At 58.1% G+C, this 19,441-nt stretch carries 16 protein-coding genes; 11 read left to right on the top strand and 5 right to left on the bottom strand.

The genetic code is table 11. The features are described 5' to 3' along the window. The 4 genes from A6M21_RS16840 to A6M21_RS16825 all read left to right on the top strand — a co-directional run bounded on the left by A6M21_RS16840 (nucleotide 1) and on the right by A6M21_RS16825 (nucleotide 2,231). A complete protein-coding gene (locus A6M21_RS16840) occupies nucleotides 1–513 on the top strand; it encodes a DUF1003 domain-containing protein (protein ID WP_066671546.1) in 513 nt (170 codons plus the stop codon). 35 nt (nucleotides 514–548) lie between these two features. Continuing rightward, nucleotides 549–1,463 (top strand): hydroxymethylglutaryl-CoA lyase, encoded by a 915-nt coding sequence (locus A6M21_RS16835; RefSeq protein WP_201721920.1) that lies wholly within the window; start codon nucleotides 549–551, stop codon nucleotides 1,461–1,463. Between the two features lie 91 nt (nucleotides 1,464–1,554). After that, entirely contained in the window at nucleotides 1,555–1,815 is a 261-nt protein-coding gene (locus A6M21_RS16830; RefSeq protein ID WP_066671542.1) for an AbrB/MazE/SpoVT family DNA-binding domain-containing protein, read from the top strand. Next, nucleotides 1,812–2,231, top strand: coding sequence for a putative toxin-antitoxin system toxin component, PIN family (locus A6M21_RS16825; RefSeq protein ID WP_066671539.1), 420 nt, complete (start codon nucleotides 1,812–1,814; stop codon nucleotides 2,229–2,231). Before A6M21_RS16830 ends, A6M21_RS16825 begins: the two co-directional genes overlap by 4 nt. Nucleotides 2,232–2,256: 25 nt before the next feature. On the opposite strand, the gene A6M21_RS16820 is transcribed toward A6M21_RS16825, so the two are convergent. The 3 genes from A6M21_RS16820 to fliK form a co-directional block, all read right to left on the bottom strand. After that, nucleotides 2,257–2,532, bottom strand: coding sequence for an EscU/YscU/HrcU family type III secretion system export apparatus switch protein (locus tag A6M21_RS16820; RefSeq protein ID WP_066671682.1), 276 nt, complete (start codon nucleotides 2,530–2,532; stop codon nucleotides 2,257–2,259). Nucleotides 2,533–2,606: 74 nt separating this feature from the next. After that, nucleotides 2,607–2,924, bottom strand: coding sequence for a hypothetical protein (locus tag A6M21_RS16815; RefSeq protein WP_066671537.1), 318 nt, complete (start codon nucleotides 2,922–2,924; stop codon nucleotides 2,607–2,609). A gap of 50 nt (nucleotides 2,925–2,974) precedes the next feature. Next, a complete protein-coding gene (fliK, locus tag A6M21_RS16810) occupies nucleotides 2,975–3,916 on the bottom strand; it encodes a flagellar hook-length control protein FliK (protein WP_078060832.1) in 942 nt (313 codons plus the stop codon). Between the two features lie 153 nt (nucleotides 3,917–4,069). On the opposite strand from fliK, the gene A6M21_RS16805 reads away from it, so the two are divergent. From A6M21_RS16805 to A6M21_RS16775, 7 genes are all read left to right on the top strand, one after another. Beyond that, a complete protein-coding gene (locus tag A6M21_RS16805) occupies nucleotides 4,070–4,849 on the top strand; it encodes a carbohydrate deacetylase (RefSeq protein ID WP_066671532.1) in 780 nt (259 codons plus the stop codon). A 163-nt stretch (nucleotides 4,850–5,012) separates the two neighbouring features. Then, a complete protein-coding gene (locus A6M21_RS16800; protein WP_066671530.1) occupies nucleotides 5,013–8,414 on the top strand; it encodes a PD-(D/E)XK nuclease family protein in 3,402 nt (1,133 codons plus the stop codon). Between the two features lie 263 nt (nucleotides 8,415–8,677). Continuing rightward, nucleotides 8,678–12,238 carry a UvrD-helicase domain-containing protein gene (locus A6M21_RS16795; RefSeq protein WP_161486106.1) on the top strand — a complete coding sequence of 1,187 codons (3,561 nt, stop codon included), beginning with the start codon at nucleotides 8,678–8,680 and terminating at the stop codon, nucleotides 12,236–12,238. 234 nt (nucleotides 12,239–12,472) lie between these two features. Continuing rightward, complete coding sequence (locus tag A6M21_RS16790; RefSeq protein WP_066671514.1) at nucleotides 12,473–13,177, top strand: cytochrome c biogenesis CcdA family protein; 705 nt, start codon at nucleotides 12,473–12,475, stop codon at nucleotides 13,175–13,177. Nucleotides 13,178–13,420: 243 nt separating this feature from the next. Next, complete coding sequence (locus A6M21_RS16785; protein WP_066671510.1) at nucleotides 13,421–13,981, top strand: TlpA family protein disulfide reductase; 561 nt, start codon at nucleotides 13,421–13,423, stop codon at nucleotides 13,979–13,981. A 320-nt stretch (nucleotides 13,982–14,301) separates the two neighbouring features. Further along, nucleotides 14,302–15,927 carry an APC family permease gene (locus A6M21_RS16780; protein ID WP_242868904.1) on the top strand — a complete coding sequence of 542 codons (1,626 nt, stop codon included), beginning with the start codon at nucleotides 14,302–14,304 and terminating at the stop codon, nucleotides 15,925–15,927. A gap of 383 nt (nucleotides 15,928–16,310) precedes the next feature. Next, nucleotides 16,311–17,681 carry a DNA recombination protein RmuC gene (locus tag A6M21_RS16775; protein WP_066671507.1) on the top strand — a complete coding sequence of 457 codons (1,371 nt, stop codon included), beginning with the start codon at nucleotides 16,311–16,313 and terminating at the stop codon, nucleotides 17,679–17,681. Between the two features lie 200 nt (nucleotides 17,682–17,881). Here the strand turns inward: A6M21_RS16775 and ytaF are convergent, their stop codons facing one another. Together ytaF and mutM are read right to left on the bottom strand one after the other, a co-directional pair. Further along, complete coding sequence (gene ytaF, locus A6M21_RS16770; protein ID WP_066671503.1) at nucleotides 17,882–18,514, bottom strand: sporulation membrane protein YtaF; 633 nt, start codon at nucleotides 18,512–18,514, stop codon at nucleotides 17,882–17,884. 79 nt (nucleotides 18,515–18,593) lie between these two features. Continuing rightward, complete coding sequence (gene mutM, locus A6M21_RS16765) at nucleotides 18,594–19,421, bottom strand: bifunctional DNA-formamidopyrimidine glycosylase/DNA-(apurinic or apyrimidinic site) lyase (protein ID WP_066671500.1); 828 nt, start codon at nucleotides 19,419–19,421, stop codon at nucleotides 18,594–18,596. Nucleotides 19,422–19,441 lie beyond the last annotated feature (20 nt).

The raw sequence follows: 19,441 nt of genomic DNA, 5'->3' as shown, positions 1-19,441 counted from the left end.
TTGAAATGTGATTACTCTCCTGCAGATCAACAAGCAGAGAGCTGCGATCGAATAAATCAAAGAATTGACCGGTTGGTTAATGATTATGAGGAAAAAATTTTACTGCGCATAAACGGTGAATACCGGAAAAAAACCAAATGGTCGGACCGCCTGGCCGATAGAATAGCCGCCTTTGGCGGGAGCTGGAAATTTATCATTATTTTTTCCGTGTTCTTAACGTCGTGGATGGTTTGGAACGTGCTGAGTTTTACCAGGCATTTTGACAATCCGCCGTATATCCTTCTAAATTTGATTCTTTCCTTTATCGCCGCTTTTCAAGCCCCGGTGATCATGATGAGTCAAAACAGGCACGCTGAACAGGACAAACAGGAGGCTGTAATTGACTTTGCCATTAATTATAAGTCAGAGCAGGAAATCGATGACATTCAGAGTCACCTGCACCGGCTGGAAGCGGATATGAAGGAAATTAAAAGCATGCTCCATAATATGGTAACAGGGATGGAAAAAAAGTAAATGGTTACTATAACATATTCAGGGAGCGGATGCCTTTGCACTGGCCGGAAAAGGTACTGATACGGGAAGTGGGACCCCGGGACGGGCTGCAGAATGAGGCTGCTTTTGTCCCCACCGCGGTAAAAGTTCAATTGCTTGCGGCGTTGGCCGGGGCCGGGGTGAAGGCTATAGAAGCTACTTCCTTTGTGCATCCCCGGGCGGTGCCCCAGTTAAGGGACGCCGAAGCGGTGATGGAAGGATTGGACCGGCTTTTCATGCGGGGGAATGATGGGGTGAAATCACCGGCAGCGCCGGTGATCAGTGCGTTGACAGGCAATATGAGGGGTCTGGAAAGGGCCGTGCGTGCCGGGGTGAAAGAAGTGGTGGCAGTGGTTTCGGCCAGTGAGGCGCACAACCGGGCCAATATGCACATGTCCGTGGAAGCATCGCTGCGGCAGGTGCGTGAAATGGGCGCTGCCGCCGCTGCCGGCGGAGTGCGGTTGCGGGGGGCCGTGGCCACGGCCTTCGGGTGCCCCTACCAGGGCGACATTGCTCCCGGCCTGGTGGCCGGGGTGGTGGAAGGGATGTTACAGGCGGGTGTTGATGAAATCACTCTGGCCGACACGGCCGGCCTGGGCAATCCACGCCAGGTCTATGACCTGGTGACTTTACTTGCCTCCTGCTACCCGCGGGTTACCTGGGCATTGCATTTTCACGACAACCGGGGACTGGCCCTGGCCAACTGTGTGACCGGCCTGCAGGCGGGGGTGCGTATTCTGGAAGGTTCGGTGGCCGGGCTGGGCGGCTGCCCCTTCATTCCCGGCGCTGCCGGCAATGCGGCCACGGAAGACCTGGTTTACATGCTGCACCGCATGGGTATAGACACGGGCATCGACTTGGATGCCCTGGCCGGGTGCGCCGGCTTGCTGGAAGAACATCTGGGACGAAAAATATGCCGCAACCGTGTTTAGCGGTTTTTTAATTTTTACCGGTAAATATTGACAGGTAAGGAATGCAGTGATATGCTTTATGTAAGATGGTATTACCAGGGAGTTGATTTTAATGAGTGAAAGTTATATTGGACGAATAACCACAAAGGGGCAGGTAACTGTTCCGGTGGAATTGAGAAAGTCTCTGAACATTAAAGAAGGCGATTACATTCTCTTCGAAAAAAAAGGTTCCCGCGTAGAAATAAGGAAGATGATTCCTTCAAATGATTTTGAGGATTTTGCCAGGCCGATTAGAGAAAGGTTCCAGAGTGAGGGCATAACACCCAAGGACGTTGAGGAAGCGATCAAGTGGGCACGTCAGGGTGTAAAATGAAAATAACGGTAGATACCAATGTTCTTACTTCCGCCCTTGGGTGGAACGGTCCGGAAGCTGCTGTTATTGAAATGGTTCTGGAATCAAAAATAGAGCTTTGTCTTTCAGTTCAGATACTCGGTGAGTTTTACCGGGTTGTCCAATACCCTAAATTTGGCTTTAATGATGAGGAAGTCGATGGTTTTGTGGGCAGGCTTTTACCGGTAGTTACGTTTATATCTCCCATGCAAAAAATTAACGCTGTTACCGCAGATCCTGATGACAACAAAATCATTGATTGTGCGGTTGCCGGCGAAGCCAATTACTTAATCTCCGGCGATAAGCATTTATTGGAGTTAAACGAATACAAGGGAATAAGAATACTAAAAGCTTCAGATTTTTTACAGTTGTTATTGCACAATGATTTCATGGATTAATACCGGGGACAGGCCATTTTATTATTCAGTCGTCGTTCCCCGTTTTCTTATCCAGTTCATACACCCAGGCGATTATTTCCGCCACCACCCGGTAGAGTTCCGGGGGGATTTCCCGGCCGGCGCCCAGACCGGTCAGGGTCAGGGCCAGGTTTTCGTCCCGGTAGACGGGCACGTTATTTTTCCGGGCCGTTTCTTCGATTAATTCCGCCAGCCGGCCGCGGCCGGCGGCCACCACCTGCGGGGCGGCATCCTTTTCCGGGTCGTAGGCCAGGGCGGCGGCCGCCTTTGGTTTATCAGCCATAGAATTCACATCCACTATTAACATATCCGGGTACGTAAGCAATCCCGGTACCGCTTCGAGAAAATATGTGTCCATTATATGTTTTCGGCGGCTATAATCACTAAAAAATAAATCGTTATGACTGCCTGAGGCAAAAGGAAAAGCCACGCCAGCCAAACTTTCCGTTGATGCACGGAAAAAGCCGCACATAAGAGCAAAACAGGTAACAAGTAACCGGCTGGTTTAAAAACCGGGTGAGGTGAAGCCGTCAGATACCATGCAAATCCAAAAACCAGCAGGGCGGCAAGAATTAGCGCGTAGGCACGTCGCCGGATGATTCCGGCGGCGCCGATTAATAGTGATGCGATTATTACCGGCCAGTTGAGTAGAAGTTTAACTAAATACCAGCCCATATTTTCACCACCTTCCGGTCCGGGTGTTACAGGGGGGAAAACAGCTCTTTTCAAACGGTGGTATTCAGCGGTTGGTAAGTCGGTTCCAGGTCTGGGCGCAGCAGTTCACAGATGCTGTGCACCGGCCGGGCGGTTACCTGGATTTCCCCCACCCGGTAGCCCAGAGCGGTCAGCTTCGTGCGCAGGTTGTGCGCAGCCTGCTGTACCGGATGCACAAAACGTTCTTCCGCCACGGCGACCCGGGCAGTCAAAGTGCCGTCGTTATGGACCAGGTGGACCCATGTTTCCCCCAGCGCCGGGCTGTGCACCCGGACCACCAGGCCGGAAGGGAATTTTTGCGCCTGTTTTTTACCGTCCCGGTCATCAACTATATATAGCTCACCGTTAAAATTTGCTCCCTGGAAGGTAAAAAAACTAACCGCCTCCTGCCCTGGGAACAAAGGCTGGGCCTGGTTCAAAACCTCCTGACCTTTCGGAGTGGCACTGTCGTTACCCAACAGGTAATTGATTGCCTGATGCACTTTGGCGGCATCGGCGTGAATGTCCAGGGTTTCCAGCCAGGCCCGGACCGGCCAGTAGACCGCTTTCTCTGCCGCGGTCAAGTTCTTGCCCGCGGACAATAGCCCCAAAAGCAGATGGCGGTCCAGGGGCAGCTGCCATTTGAGCAGTTCACCCAGCAGTTTCGGTCCGTCCGGGCCGGGGGGCAGATCCAGCAGCCGGACCAGGATGGCGGGCGCCGGGGGTTTTACCGGCGGCCCGTCTAGCTTACGCAGTTGTAGTACGTCCGGCTTGACCGATTCCACCACGGCCCAAAAGCTCTGCCCTGCCGGCGGCAGTTCTCCCGTGGCCTGGAATAATTGGCCGGCTAGCCGTACAGTGGCCTGTGCACCGTTTACTTCCAGCACTTCTACTGCTACAGTCCGCCCCGGCTGCAAAGATACGGACAAATCTTGCTGAATTCCAGGTTGCAGGATAATTCCCGGTATTTGCATGGCTGAACATCCTATAAGCTTTTCTTTTATTTTAGCAATTGTTGCTATGTAGAACAATGGAAAATTGACCTTTGACACCACCTGCTTCTTTTGCTATCCTGCAGTTGTCTGGAATGACATAAACGAAATATTAAAAAGGAGAGACCGGCTCCAATGTTATTGATCATTAATGCCGATGACCTCGGCTATACACCGGGGGTAAACAGGGGCATTGTCAGGGCGTTGCAGGCAGGTGTGGTCACCAGTACCAGCTTGATGCTCAACCAGGCGGGTACGGATGATGCCCTGACCCTGCTGCGGCGGGGTTTGGTGCCGGCCGCCGGTGTGCACCTGTGTTTGACTGTGGGGCGCCCGTTGAGCCCTCCGGAGAGTGTGCCTTCCCTGGTGGACGAATCCGGGCGGTTTAAAAGCCGGCAGGCGTTGGGGCAGGAAACGCCGGCGCTGGATGATGTGCGCCGGGAATTTTACGCCCAGGTGAAAAGGGCATTAGAAGAAGGGATTAAAGTAACCCATTTGGATACCCACCATCACATGCATGCCCTGCCCGTGGTACTGGAGGCCTTGATCGAGGTGGCCGGGGCCTGCCGGTTGCCGGTGCGTAGTATTGATGAACAGACGCGCGCCCGTTTAAAAGCGGCCGGTGTCCCGTCACCGGATTATTTTTGCGGAGGCTGGTTTGCAGATGCCGTTTCCGCCGTTTCTCTGCAACGGTTCATCAGCGGGGGTTTGCGGCGTGGAGTACGTTCAATGGAATTGATGACCCATCCCGGTGAGGCGGACGAACTGTTGTTACGGATAAGCAGCTACTCCCGGGGGCGGGAAAAGGAACTGGCCCTGCTCTGCGCTCCGGCGTTCAAGCAGTGGCTGGCCGGGCAGGATGTGCAACTGGCCGGGTTTGCGGATATTTGCCCGGGTGAACGAAAAAAGAATTGACATACAGTTGTCCCGGCGCAAAGGTTAATATTATCATTATCGGACACCATATGTTTGTGCCTGTCATTGGGCAAGGATGGTAGCGGGACCGGCCGCGGCCGGTCTGGTGTCATATGAGATTATTAGTTGACCGGTGACTCCGGGAAAGGGGGGTCGTAGTTTTATGAACCGGCTGTTGTCTTATCTTGATTCTATTTGCCGGCGTTTTCCCGTTACTGAAAAGATCCTGGTGGTACCCGATCCGGTAAGCGGCAATGAAATTGGCCTGGCCCTGGCCCGGTCCGGGTGTGGCTGGGCCAACCTGCGCGGCGAAACCACAACCGGCCTGGCCATGCAGGTGGCCGGGGCCGCCCTGTCCCGGGAAAAGATCCGTTTTTTACCGGGGCACCTGACCGAACTGGTGCTGGAGGAAGTATGGCAGGAACTGGAGGCCGGTAATATTCTGCGTTACTACCGCCGGACGGGCGGTGCAGCCGGCCTGGTGCGGGCGCTGGCCAATACGGTTTTTGAACTGCGTATGAACGGTCTTACCGCCCGGGATGTTCCGGGGCATGGTCTGGCCGCCGCCGGCAAGGGGAGTGATTTGCGGGCCGTATTGGGCGCCTTTGAGCGCTATCTGGCCGACCGTGGTTATATTGATTTCCCCGGCTTGTTAAAGCTGGCTTTGAAACTGCCGGCTGCTCCCGGGAAAACCGGCGTCTGGAAAGGCGATAATGCAGCGCCGTTGAATATCCCGACCGAAGACGGCTCCGCTCCGGAGAGGCTTTTTCTGGTTCCATCCTTTATTCATTTTTATCCTCTGGAAAAGAAACTGATCGCCCGGTTGGCCGGCCGGGAACTGATCGTCATACCGGCGGAACCGGTTTACGGGCTGGCGACGCCGGATGGGTACTGGCCGCTGCCGGAAGGGACGGCGGACGGTCACAGTTGTCCACCGGGAGCAAACCGGCCGGGCGGCGGGGTGCCATCCACGGGGGAGGCGTCTGATGCGGCCGGCGGGCCGGCACGACGGGATGGATGCAGCGGTATTCAGTACCGTACCGCTGCCGCGGAAGCTGAGGAGGGGTCCGGGTGGCCGCTACCCGGAAACGGACCGGCAACCGCGGTTGGAACCGGCGAACGGCCGCCGGTCGCTTCCGGTGTGGAGCGTCTGGCCTGGCTGTACCGGGTGGCGGGGGCGCCGCCGCCCGCCTGCGACGGGTCTGTACAGTGCTTCCATGCCCACGGGATCACGGCCGAGGTGCGGGAAGTCTTGCGGCGCATAATGGCCGCCGGCCTGTCCCTGGATCAGGTGACGGTGGTTTATACCAGTGAAGCGTACATACCACTCTTTTATGAGCTAACCCGGCGTTTTGGACTGGGATTGACCGTGGCCGGGGGCATCCCCGTATCTTTCACCCGCCCCGGACGCGCCCTGCAGGGGCTGGTGGAATGGATCAAAAGTGGTTTTTCCGCCCGGGTGCTCGGCGATCTGCTGACGGGCGGTGATTTACAGCTCAGACTGCCGGTGAATGCCGGTGCCGGCCGGAACGGATCCAGCGGCCATACCCGGACTGTTCCCGGCATAACCGTGGCCCGGCTGCTGCGGGACGCCGGCATCGCCTGGGGCCGGGAGCGCTACCGCTTGCTGTCGGATCTGTCGCTCGCATACCGCCGGCGGGCGGAGTTCCCCGGCGAAGGTGAAGACGGCGGCCGGCGGGATTGGCTCCTGGAGCGGGCCGCTTTGGCTGACCAGTTGTTCACGCTGCTAGCGGAACTGCTCGCCATGATTCCCCGGCCGGATGAAAGGGGAAGGGTGGATTTCGCCGCCCTGGTTGAAGGGATGGCCGGCCTTTTGCGCCGGTTGGCGGCAGTCAGGGACGAAATGGATAAACCGGCATTGCATTGTTTGTTGCAGTATCTGGAGCAGGCCGCCACCTTTCCTTTCCTCGCCCTGGATCTGGAGGAAGCATTGAAAAGGGTGGGGGAGACGGTTGGCGGGTTGCGGGCCGGCGCCGGCAGTTCCCGTCCCGGTTCCCTGCACCTGGTCGATTATCAGCGTGCCGTCTGGACGGACCGGCGGTGCACCTTTTTTGTCGGGCTGGATGCCGGCGCCTTTCCCGGGGTTGGCCGGCCGGATCCGGTGCTTCTGGATGACGAGCGTGACTGCTTTATGCGTCCCCTGCCCCGCAGCAGCAGCCGGCTCCGGGAAGGCCGGTACGCCTTGGCCCAGGCACTGGCTTCCCGGCGCGGCCGGGTATGGTTGAGCTACTCCTCCTGCGATGTGATGCAAAACCGGTTGTCCGCCCCTTCTCCGGTGCTGCTGCAGGCCTGCCGCCTGCTGGCGGGCGATCCGTTCCTGGATTACAGCGATCTGGCCCGCCGGTTGGGGGCGCCTGCCGCCTATAGTCCGCCGGGGGGTGAACCGGCGCTGGATGATACAGAGTGGTGGCTGCACCGCGCCCTGGCCGGTCCGGGAACCGGCGGGGTGGAAACGGTGGCTTTATGCTATTCCGGCCCGGGGCGGGGGTTGAGGGCGGCCGCGGCCAGACGGGAAAACAGGTTGACGGAGTATGACGGCAAACTGGCTTCGGTAAACGGGGATTTCGACCCCGGGCGGGAGCCCCGTCCCGTTCTGTCCAGCGGACGGTTGGAGATCCTGGCCGGCTGCCCCTTCCGCTACTTTCTGCAATATGGGCTGCAGATCAGCCCGCCGGAAGAAAGGGATTACGACCCCGGGCGCTGGTTGAGCCCTTTGGAGCGGGGCCAGTTGCTGCACCAGGTTTTTTACCGGTTTATGCGCCGGATTACGGAACGGGGAGAAAGGCCCAACCCCCGGCGGCACCGGGAGTTAATTATGGAAATGGCTGACGAATTGATTGCTGAATACCGGCACCAGGTCCCCGTGCCCGGCGAGGTGGCCGTTGAAAGGGAAAAACGGGAGATCCGGCGGGCCTGTGCTGTCTTCCTGGCCGCCGAGGAGCAATTGCCCGTCCACGTTTCCCCGGCCTGCTTTGAGGTGCCTTTCGGTCTGGGACCGGAGGCTGTTTTCCGGGCCGGTTGCGGCATGCCGGACCCGGTGGCGGTGGAACTGGAGCATGGAACCGGGCTGTTGCTTTGCGGGAAAATCGACCGCATTGACCAGGCCGGGGAAGGCGTTTACCATATCTGGGATTACAAAACCGGCAGCACCGGGGATTATGACGAAAAGGACTTTCTCAAACAGGGGCGCCGGCTTCAACATGCCCTTTACGCCCTGGCCGCGGAAAAAATTCTCGCCGGGATGCATCCCGGTGAAAACCCCCGGGTGGAAAAGACGGGGTATTATTTCCCCACCGAACGCGGCGCCGGTCTGCGCCTGGCCTGCGCACAGGGCGGGCGGGAGGTTTTGCGGGAGGCCTTGAGCTGTTTGTACGGTTTACTCAAAAAGGGCATTTTTTTACCCGCATCCAGCGGCGATCGCTGCCGTTACTGCGGTTACCGGGAAGCCTGCGGCGGCGAAGAAACGGCGGCGCGGATCAATAAACTGCTGGAGACGGGGGACCCCTGTCTGACACCCTGGAAGATGCTGCAAAAGATAGATTAAATGCGGACATGGCTGAAAATCCCCGCCGCTTCCGGCGGCGGACCCCCGTGTCCGTTTACAGGGACACCATCGAAAGGATGGAAACAGGCCGGAGTGAAATTTACTTTTGCTGCACAGATTGGCGACAAAGCAGCGGACCCGGCTGCACTGCGGCCGGAAAAGAAATATATTTCTGTAGCACCCGCCGGGTGCTGCTGCCGCATGATGAAGGGCAGCGGTGTAAACCGTTCATTACAGGCGCGTTTGGTCGGAGGGATGAAAAAATGATCACCATGGAGCCGGATCTTCCCGATCAGGCAGTCCGGGAGAGCATTGTCAGGGATCTGGATGTCAATATGCTGATTGAGGCCGGGGCCGGCTCGGGCAAGACTCACAGCCTGGTGGAGCGGATGGTGGCCCTGGTGGCCGGCGGAAACTGCCCGGTAAAAAAAATGGCGGCGGTGACTTTTACCCGCAAGGCCGCCGGCGAATTGCGGGAAAGATTCCAGACCGCTCTGGAAAGCGCGCTGGCCGGGGAAAGCGATCCGCGGCGGAAGGAGCGGCTGGCGGCGGGCCTGGACAGCCTGGACCAGTGCTTTCTGGGCACCATCCATGCTTTTTGCGCGGCCGTCCTGCGGGAACGGCCGGTCGAAGCCGGCCTGGACCCCGGCTTTGTGGAACTGGAGGAAATCGAAAACCGCCTGCTCCTGGAAAATGCCTGGCATGAATACCTGGAGCAGGCGCCGCCGGAGCGGATCAAGGAACTGGACGAACTGGATGTCGATGTACGGGACTTGAAAGAATGTTATTACCTGCTCGCCAATTACCCGGACGTGGAAATTACGTATGATCATTTGCCTCCGGTGGACCTGGCCCCCGCCCGGCGGCGGGTGGATGAGTTTTTAAACGCCGTGCGTCTGGTTCTGCCGGCACAAAGGCCGGCCAAAGGCTGGGACGGTTTGCAAGAGCTGTTCAGGAAAATGTTACAGTTTGCGCAAACAATGGACCTCGCCGGGGACCGGTATTTGATCCGTTTGCTGGCCCTTTGCGACCGGAACGTCCGTTGCACCCTCAACCGCTGGCCGGACAAGGAGCAGGCCCGGACCGCGCAGTCGCTCCATGAGGATTTCCGCTGCCGGACGGCCGCTCCGCTGTTGCAGGCCTGGCGGGAATACCGTTACGGGCGGTTGCTGCGCTTTTTATTGCCGGCCGTCGCATATGGCGAAAAATACCGGTTGTCCCGCTCCCGGTTGAACTTTCAGGACCTGCTGGTCAAAACGGCCGGTCTGTTGAAAAACAACCCGGAAGTGCGCTGCTATTTCCAGAAACGTTACTCCCACCTGCTGGTGGATGAGTTTCAAGACACCGACCCGCTGCAGGCGGAAATCATCTTTTATCTTACCGGTCAAGATGTCCGGGAGAGGGATTGGCGCCGGCTGGCACCGCGTCCCGGAGCACTGTTTGTGGTGGGCGATCCCAAGCAGGCTATCTACCGCTTCCGGCGGGCGGATATTGATATCTACAACCGGGTCAAGTCGCTACTCCAAAGAAGCGGCGGCCGGTTGCTGCGTTTAACGGCCAATTTCCGCTCCCGGCCGGCCGTTGTTGAATGGGTGAACAGTACTTTCGGAAAACTGCTGCCCGGCGTGGACACTCCCTGCCAGGCGGCTTTCGTGACCATGGAACCGGTGCAAAATGCCGGCGGCACGGCCGGGGTGGGGAAATTACCGCTGGCCGCCATCACCGGGCACAGACAGGAGGATATCGCCGCCGCGGACGCCCGGCGCGTTGCCCTTTGGATCCGCCGGGCGCTGGACGGGGAAATCAGCCTGGTCCGCAGTGACCGGGAGCGGGAAGCCGGACTGGTGGAAAAACCGCGGCCTGCTGATTTTATGCTCCTGCTCCGCTATAAAACCCATCTCCCTCTTTACGCCCGGGCGCTGGAAAGCCTGGGCATTCCCCATATTGTTTCCGGCGCCGGAGGGGCCGCCGGTTTGGAGGATTTGGCGGCAATCATCAAGGTACTGCGGGCGGTGGCGGAGCCGGACAACCCCCTGCCGCTGGTGGGTGCGCTGCGCGGGATTTTTTTCGGGATCAGCGACCGGCAGCTGTGGCAGTTTAAAAAGGCGGGCGGCTGCTTTAATTTTTACCGCGCGGTACCGGAATTTGCCGGCCGGGAATTTATTGAACATGCGTTTAATCAATTCAGAACCTTCCGGGATTGGGTGGAAAAGTTGCCTCCGCTGGCCGCGCTGGAAAAAATACTGGAAACGCTCGGAGCGTTCCCCCTGACCCTGGCGCAAGAAGCGGGGAAAAGCCGTTGCAGCCGCATCATTCACGCTCTTGAACTGTTGCGGGCATCCAGGGACAGGGGAGTGTATTCTTTTGCCGCTCTGGTGGAATACCTGGCCCTGCTCATGGAGATGCACAGCGAGGAGGAACTGAACATCACCCCCTGGGAAACAGACGCCGTCCGGGTGATGAACCTGCACCGGGCCAAGGGGTTGGAAGCGCCGGTGGTCATCCTGGCCGACCCGGGCAAAAATGTAAACCGTGAGCCTGAAATGCACATCAGCCGGCAGGGGGATGTGCCGCGGGGTTATTTCCTGCTCGGCAGGACATGGGCATACCGGAAGGAAATCCTGGCCCAGCCCCGGGGCTGGGAAAAATACGCCGCTTTGGAAAAGCAGTATCAAGACGCCGAAGAAACGCGCCTGCTTTATGTGGCCGCCACCCGGGCCAAAAATTTATTGGTGGTGAGCACATATCCGGCCAAACCGGAAAAGAGTCCCTGGCGCCCCTTTGAAGACTATTTGGCGGATGCAGCGGAAATGATGGATAGCGGTGAAGTTCCGGCGGCGGAAGGTTTATCCGGCGGCGCAACTGAAACCGGGCCGGAACCGGCGGTTGTTGCCGCGGAACTGACGGATGCCCGGCGGACCTTTCTGAGTCCGGTCAATCCGGTCAACCGGCCGGGCTATGGTTTGACTTCGGTGACGGAACTGGTTGAAGCGGCCGGCAAGAGGCCGGCCGGGGCATCCGGCGGACGCGGCGTTTCCTGGGGCCGGGCGGTGCACCGGGTGCTGGAGGCCTGTGCCCGGGGAGCGGATGCAGATGCTCCTGGCCTGGACCTGCTGACGGCTGCCGTCCTGGTGGAAGAGGGACGGCAGAAGGCGGAAAAAGACGAGCTGATCCGGCTGGTCCGGGATATTCTGGCCTCCCCTTTGTGGCAGCGGGTGCGGCGGAGCAGGAAATATTACGTGGAAGTGCCTTTTGCCCTGTCCCTGGACGGGCTCTCCCTTATGAAGGATATGCAAGCCGGTTTCACCCCCGGCCCTTGCCGGAAGCCTGGTGGCGGCCGGAGTGATGGCTGCGGTTTGCCCGTCAGCAGCCAACTTCTCACCACCAGCCACTGCCGGCAGCCAGGCCGCGGGGAAGCAGCAGCAAATGACATCCTTTTGACCGGCGGCCTGCCGGCCCGGAAGGAAGTGCCGTCTGCAGCCGGAGGCACCATTGAAAATAACGGCCGGCCGCCGGTGACCGGTTTTTTTCCGGCCGGCGCAAGTCCTGGCGGCCCGGGTGGGATAAACGGCGGCGCTATGCTGCTCACCGGGGTGATCGATCTGGTCTTCCTGGAGGATAACGGCTGGGTGATTGCCGATTACAAGACCGGCGCCGTAGACGAAGGCCGCCTGGACACACTGGTCCGTTTTTACACCCCCCAGGTGGTCCTGTACCGGCGGTGCTGGGAGCAAATCACCGGCGATCCGGTGCAGGAAGCCGGCCTGTATTTCACCGGTTTGCAAAAGTGGGTGGTTATTGAATCAGACGGCCATGTTTTTTGAATACAACCCAACGTAAAGGTGTCGTTTGTACCGGAGTGCGACTTGCGCAGGTCCGGAAAGAAACGCGGCGCAACTTGGATCGGCGTGCCGGAGGAGCGAATCGAATACCAGGTAACTGCCGGTTGTCACCTGTACAGGCGGTATAAATTTTCATAGCCATGAGTCGTGGTTTATACTGGACTTTTTGGATTACCTACCGTATAATCATGATATATCGATATAAGGGGGGATCCAATGCCGGAAATGCATCTTTCCCTGGGCATGGCCTTTCTGGCCGGCCTGGTTTCATTTCTTTCGCCCTGCGTGCTGCCGTTGATCCCAACTTATCTGGCTTATCTGACCGGGGTATCGGCGGGGGAGTTGACGGTGCGGGAGGCAATCCGTTCCCGCCGGGCCGTCACAATCAATGCGCTGTTCTTTGTCCTGGGGTTTACACTGGTTTTTGTCGCCTTCGGACTGTCGGCCAGCGCCCTGGGCAAATTTTTTATTCGCTACCAGGTCCTGCTGCGGCAGATCAGCGGCGCCCTGCTCATTATCTTCGGCCTGCACCTGGCCGGCATCTTTCAGCTCAACTGGCTGTTGAGGGAGAAACGGGTGCATTTTGTTTCCCCGGCGCCCGGTTTGTTCAATTCCCTGCTTATGGGCATGGCCTTCTCCGCCGGTTGGACGCCGTGTACCGGTCCCGTGCTGGCCTCCATCCTGCTCTTGGCCGGCAACAGTGACAGTTTATGGTCCGGGGCCTTTCTGCTGGCCGTTTACTCCCTGGGATTGGGCCTGCCCTTTTTGCTGGCCGCCTTTTCTCTCGGTTGGCTGGTGCAGGGACTGCGGCGCCGCGCCGCCCTGCTCAACCTGTTCACCCGGATTGGCGGATGGCTTTTGATTATTGCCGGCATATTAATGTTAACCGGATATTTTGACCGCTTATCGGGCTATGTGTAAAGTGCCAGTTGCGGGTCGACCGGTAACCGGCTGGTCAACGCCCCGGTTGCCGGCTGACAGTAAGCGAACCGGCAGTGCGGATCGAGCGTCTGAAATTATTCATATGCCCCTGCCGGCAGCAGTCCGGTTCCGGAGATAACTTTTTTCACCGGACCGGAACACGGGAGCAAGGAGGCGCGGCCATCAGCCTTTTCATTTGTATGTTATGTTAAAAAAATCATAGTTGTCTGGAGGGAACTGGTGATGAAAAAGAAGTTTATTCTGGCCGGCTTGATCATTTTGACTATAACCCTGCTTGCCGCCGGCTGTCAGCCGGCCGGCAAACAAAAAACGGGCGCCGCCGCTCCGCAGGGACAGACCGGGGCGCCAAAAACGGGTACGGCGGTGGGTGAACAGGCCCCTGATTTTACCCTCGGTACCATTGACGGCAAAAAAATATCCCTTTCCTCCTTTCGTGGCCGGCCGGTAATGCTTAATTTCTGGGCCACCTGGTGCCCGCCCTGCCAGGAGGAAATGCCGGAAATAGAAAAGTTTTACCGGCAAAACGGCGGTAAAATACAACTGCTGGCGGTTAATTTAACAGCCAACGAAAAATCCACGGACCAGGTGAAACAATTTTTGCAGTCCGGCGGCTATACATTCCCTGTCCTGCTGGATCAAAATGGGGATCTGGCCAGGCAGTACATGATCCGTTATATCCCCACCAGTATGTTCATTGATTCCGGCGGGATCATCCGCTTTGCACATACCGGTCCGATGACCATGCAAATGCTCCAGGAGGGACTGAATAAAGTGAAAAAATAGGGTTGCCACCCTTTTAAACTGATCATGCCAAATGATTATATCATCCGGCGGCGGTTATTAATCTGCTTGCCGGTTTTTGTTGTCACCCGTTTTTGTGGGTTTACCTGAATTTTTAATTTTTAAAAGGATTTTGTCGAATATTGTAGTATTACTAACAGGTGTATTCATCAGTTTACGAAATGGAGGTGGACGAAAAGAGTAATTTTTTTGGCAAATATACGGGCCAAAGGTGTCCCCTCTGTTTTAGACACTCGTTTGACGGGCCGATGATGTCCCCTGTGCCGGGTGCGTACGTAAAACGTAATTAGAGAGAACAAAAATTGAGCGAAAAGGAGCTGGTTTTTTTGTCGGGGCAAGGACATTTACACCGGGAACTCAGCCTGCTGGATCTGACCATGGCTTCCCTGGGGGGCATCATCGGTTCCGGTTGGCTTTTCGGCTCGCTTTTTGCAGCCAATGACGCCGGTCCGGCGGCGGTATTTTCCTGGCTGATCGGGGGCTTTGCAGTTTTGTTGATCGGTCTGGTTTATGCGGAATTATCCAGTATGATCCCGGAATCGGGCGGTATTGTACGCTTTCCCCAGTATTCCCACGGTTCCCTGGTCAGTTTCATCATGGGTTGGGCGGCCTGGATCGGATATTGCACGGTGACCTCTATTGAAGCCGAGGCCGTTACCCAATATGCCAACTACTACATTCCCGGCCTGTACGTTGGTAAAACCCTTACTCCGCTTGGCATCCTGGTTTCCGCAGTGCTGGTGATTGCCTTTTTCCTGATCAACTGGTATGGTGTGCGGGCTTTTGCGGCGGTGAACACCAGGCTGACCATGTTCAAATTTGTCATGCCAGTGCTGACCTTGTTTGCTTTTTTACTGTTCGGGTTTCATACGCGTAACTTTGAGCATTTCGGCGGCTTCATGCCCATGGGCTCGGCCGGTGTGCTCAAGGCTATCGCCACTGCCGGTGTGATCTTTGCCTTCCTGGGTTTCCGCCAGTCGGTGGACCTGGCCGGCGAGGCGCGCAACCCGCAGCGTGACGTGCCCCGGGCCATCGTCGTTTCCATTCTGATCGGCGTGGTCCTGTACGCCCTTTTGCAAATCGTTTTCGTTGGCGCCCTGACTCCGGCGGACTTAAAGGCGGGTTGGGCCAATATGAGCATGTCCTCGCCCTTCGCCGATGTGGCCATGACCCTCGGGCTGGGCTGGCTGGCATTTTTGCTCTTCTTTGATGCCGTGATTTCGCCGGCCGGCACCGGGATCGTCTACACCGCCTCCACCTGCCGGATCGGCTACGCGCTGGCGCAAAACGGGTCCTGGCCGCGGGTTTTCAGCCTGCTGCATCCCAAACGGGGCGTGCCCTATATGGGTATGATCATCAATTTAATCATCAACCTTATTTTGCTGGCTCCTTTCCCGGGCTGGAACAAGCTGGTCGGTGTGGTATCCTCGGCCATTGTTTTTACTTATGTGGCCGGCCCGGTGGCCGCCCTGTCCCTGCGCCGGACCGGCAGGGAGATGAACCGGCCCCTGACGGTGAAAGGGATGGGATTGATTGCCCCGGTGGCCTTTATTATCGCCAGTTTGATTATCTACTGGTCCGGTTGGCCGACCACCGGCGAAGTGCTGATCACCATGCTGATCGGACTGCCTTTCTATATCTATTTCTACCGCCGGGACAAACTTCCCGCCGAGCACGTCAAAGCCGGTATCTGGCTGGTGATCTACTTGATTTTCATGATTATCATGTCTTACATCGGCACTTTCGGTAAGGGCGAGTTGAAACTGATCCCCTATCCGCTGGACATGCTGGTTGTGGCGGCGGGCAGTCTGGTTGCCTTTTACTGGGGAGTAAACAGCGGTATCGTAACTGCCGAAGTCAATACGGCGGTCCGGACACAAAACGGGGATGCCGGAATGAGCGGAAAGACGGCCCACGCCAGGGCTTAGCCGTGGGCGTCCATCCATTGATGAGGCGCTGCGCAAGCTGAAAACCGCCTGATTATTTGCAGTGCGGCACTGGATATGCTGCTTTCATCCCGGGGACTGGGCCGGCGGCATGTAGCTATGAAATACAAGGGGCCTGCTTTCTTGAAGTGGAAGGCAGGCCTCTTTTTCCCCGGGGTGTTAAAATGAACGTACCCGCATCGAAATGGATTGCGTATTGTCCTCTTTTATGTATACGGGCGGTGTTATAATGTAGCGACAGGGTTGCTTTTTATGCGGATTGAATTGCTGACGGCGATTGGTGACGGTGAAGGAAGCGGGCTATAGTTGTCGAAGGGGAAAACAGAATATTAACTCAGGAATTTTTTACCGGGGGTGAGACGTAAGTGTATGTAATTTATTTCATTGCCGGCCTGTTTTTGGGGGCGTGTGCCGGCTGGTTTTTGGCCGGCGTGCGTTTGCGTGCCGTAATGACAGAGCGGATGCTGGCTGCTGAAGGCAATGCCAAAGCGGCGGCGGAGGTCAATGCCGAACTGCGCCGGCAGATGGAGCAAGGTCAAGAAGAACTGGACCGGGTGCGGGCGCAGTTGGCCCGGGAGCAGGAAGCCCGGGTAAAGGCGGAAACCGCCCTGGTGGAGGCCAGGAATAATCTGGACGAACAGAAACAACTGCTGGCCGTGGCTACGGACAGGCTGGCCGACACCTTCAAGTCGCTGTCGGCCGACGCCCTGCGGAGCAACAACCAGTCGTTCCTGCAATTGGCCGGCCAGGCGCTGGAAAACGTTGTACAGCAGGCCAGGGGGGACTTGCAGCTGCGTCAGGAAGCAATTGACGGGTTGATCAAACCTTTGAAGGAGGAACTGGTCCGTTACGGGACACAGGTGCGGGCAATGGAAAACATCCGTCAGGAGGCTTACGGCAGTTTGCAGAGGCAGTTGGAGGAGTTGAGCCGGACGCACCGGCAGCTGCAAAAGGAAACCGGTCAACTGGTTGGTGCACTGAAATCCCCCCAGGTACGCGGGCGGTGGGGCGAGATCACCCTGCGCCGGGTGGTGGAGGTGGCCGGAATGTCCCCCTATTGCGATTTTACGGAACAGGTTTCCCTGGCCACGGAGGATGGGCGCAAACGGCCCGATCTGGTGGTCAAGCTGCCCGGTGGCCGGACGGTGGTGGTGGACGCCAAGGTTCCCCTGCAGGCCTACATGGAGGCGCTGGAAGCCGGCGATGACAGCGGGCGGCGGGGGGCGCTGCTGCGCCACGCGCAGTCCGTACGGGTACATATGCAGTCCCTGGGCTCCAAGGCCTACTGGAGCCAGTTCACTCCCAGCCCCGATTTTGTGGTGCTTTTTCTGCCCGGCGAGTCTTTTTTCAGCGCTGCCCTGGAACAGGACCGGTCGCTCATTGAAGACGGAGTGTCCAGCCGGGTGATCCTGACCACGCCGACCACTTTGATTGCCCTTTTGCGTACCGTGGCCTTGAGCTGGCAACAGCAACAAATGGCCGAGAACGCCCGGCTTATTGCGCAGGCGGGGGCCGGGCTCTATGAACGGCTGTGCATATTTGCCGGGCACCTGGTCAAAATCCACGACGGTCTGAACAAAGCCGTCCAGTCTTATAACAGCGCGGTTGGGTCGTGGGAAGGCCGGGTTGTTCCGGGAGTGCGCAAACTGAAAGAACTGGGGGCCGGCGTGCCCGGGAGGGAACTGGCCCCCGTCGTGCCGGTGGAAACTTCCCTGCGGCAGCCGGCGGCTGAATGAGTGCTTCTGGAAGCGGTACAATATGGAGCTTTTGACGTGATCATATGTTGATACGGGAGTACAATTGCTGTCCACAGTGGCAAACACGGCCCGCCGGGAAGCGGTCAAAGGTTAATTCGTGATCAGGTGTTCAGTTCAATGGCAATGCCCCGGGGGACCGGGGCGATGGGGAAAGTTTCCGTTTGGTGGCAGGTACGGGCTTAACGCAGTTTAAACAGCCCCAGGGCGATCAATATACAGCCGGGCAGGGCGCTGAACTGGCGGCCCAGGGCGGTGTACCCCAGCCCCTTGCCGGCCAGGATGCCCAGGTTGGCCAGAGTGAACTGGCCCAGTCCGACCACCAGGGCGGTGAGCGCCGGGTTCAGGCCCAGCATGGGAACGGCGAAACCGGCGGCCAGGGCGTCCATGGCCAGGGCCAGACCGAGCAGCACTGCTTCGCGGGGCGAAATGACGCCGGAACTGTCCAGGTCGGCCCGGTGCGGCTCGCGCAACACCTGGATGACCAGGCCGAGGGAACGCAGGTGAATGCGCATCACCGCCCCGCCGGCAGTATCTTCTTTTTTCTTCCGGTGGCGCAGGCACTGGATCAGAATGCGCAGGCCGATGAGCAGAAGCACGATGCCGCCCAGGCGCTGGGCGAAAGCGACGGAAAAAAGTCTGGTCAGACCTTCGCCTGCCAGCATGGACAGGCTGAGCGCGGCCATGGAAAGCATACTGATGATCAGTAGCGAGGTCAAAGGGAGTTTAATCTGCCGCACGCCGTAGGCCACCCCGGTGCCGAAGGCGTCCATGCTCAGGGCCAGGGCAAAGATGACGCTTGTTAATAATTCCACCCCACTGTCCCTCCCGCTGAATTTCGACTCTTACTATCTTTATGGGAGCGGGTGGGGAATTGTGCCCGGCCGGGAGGAATTACTGTTTTTGACAGCCGGGGCAAAAATAGGCGCTGCGGCCGCTGATGCGGATGCGTTCCACGGGTTTGCCGCATTGCCGGCAGGGCTGTCCGGCCCGGCCGTATACGCGCAGCTTTTCCTGGAAACCGCCCCGGCGTCCGGTACCGTCCACATAATCCCGGAAAGTGGTACCCCGGCCGGCGATGCCTTCCGTCAGTACTTCCCGGATGGCCCGGTATAAAGCAGCCGCCTCCCGGGGACTCAATGTGCTGGCCGGGCGCTGGGGGTGCAGTCTGGCCCGGTGCAGCGCCTCATCGGCGTAAATGTTGCCCAGCCCGGCAATGAATGTCTGGTCCAGCAGCAGTGGTTTCAAACGCGTGCGCCGGCGGCGCAGTTCACGCTGTAAATATTCGCGGGTAAAATTAGCGCTTAAAGGCTCCGGGCCAAGGTCTTTCAACCCCGGAAAAAGGGGCAGGGCATCATTTTCCACCAGGGAAATACGGCCGAACTGGCGCATGTCGGAAAACCGCAACTGGTCGCCGTTGCTCAGATGAAAGAGTACATGCGTATACCTGGCCGGGAGGGCGGTTGCCGTGGTGTAGACCAGTCGCCCGGTCATGCGCAGGTGAATGACCAGGGTCAGACCGCCCGAAAGGCGGACCAGCAGGTATTTGCCCCGCCGGTCCAGGGCGAGCACGGTTTGGCCGGCCAACCGGCGGCAAAATTCTTCCGGTGACGGAGTGCGGATTATTTTGGGCATTAGAATGTCTACTGCGTCAATGGATAGGCCGGTGATTTTTTCCGCCAGGGTGTTTTTAACTGTCTCCACTTCCGGCAGTTCGGGCATGGCTTGTGTCTCATACCTTC

Origin of the sequence: Desulfotomaculum copahuensis, from assembly GCF_001655685.1 — a bacterium.
Classification (GTDB): Bacteria; Bacillota; Desulfotomaculia; order Desulfotomaculales; family Desulfovirgulaceae; genus Desulfotomaculum_G; species Desulfotomaculum_G copahuensis.
The sequence above is the reverse complement of the archived record's forward strand: the minus strand, read 5'-3'. Positions and strand labels throughout refer to the sequence as shown.

What these genes read in the sequence shown, in the direction of transcription:
- A6M21_RS16830 (WP_066671542.1), top strand. Translation starts at nt 1,555, where the DNA reads ATGAGTGAAAGTTATATTGGACGAATAACCACAAAGGGGCAGGTAACT.
- A6M21_RS16790 (WP_066671514.1), top strand. Translation starts at nt 12,473, where the DNA reads ATGCCGGAAATGCATCTTTCCCTGGGCATGGCCTTTCTGGCCGGCCTG.
- A6M21_RS16785 (WP_066671510.1), top strand. Translation starts at nt 13,421, where the DNA reads ATGAAAAAGAAGTTTATTCTGGCCGGCTTGATCATTTTGACTATAACC.
- A6M21_RS16795 (WP_161486106.1), top strand. Translation starts at nt 8,678, where the DNA reads ATGATCACCATGGAGCCGGATCTTCCCGATCAGGCAGTCCGGGAGAGC.
- A6M21_RS16805 (WP_066671532.1), top strand. Translation starts at nt 4,070, where the DNA reads ATGTTATTGATCATTAATGCCGATGACCTCGGCTATACACCGGGGGTA.
- A6M21_RS16825 (WP_066671539.1), top strand. Translation starts at nt 1,812, where the DNA reads ATGAAAATAACGGTAGATACCAATGTTCTTACTTCCGCCCTTGGGTGG.
- A6M21_RS16800 (WP_066671530.1), top strand. Translation starts at nt 5,013, where the DNA reads ATGAACCGGCTGTTGTCTTATCTTGATTCTATTTGCCGGCGTTTTCCC.
- A6M21_RS16815 (WP_066671537.1), bottom strand. Translation starts at nt 2,924, where the DNA reads ATGGGCTGGTATTTAGTTAAACTTCTACTCAACTGGCCGGTAATAATC.
- fliK (WP_078060832.1), bottom strand. Translation starts at nt 3,916, where the DNA reads ATGCAAATACCGGGAATTATCCTGCAACCTGGAATTCAGCAAGATTTG.
- A6M21_RS16820 (WP_066671682.1), bottom strand. Translation starts at nt 2,532, where the DNA reads ATGGCTGATAAACCAAAGGCGGCCGCCGCCCTGGCCTACGACCCGGAA.
- mutM (WP_066671500.1), bottom strand. Translation starts at nt 19,421, where the DNA reads ATGCCCGAACTGCCGGAAGTGGAGACAGTTAAAAACACCCTGGCGGAA.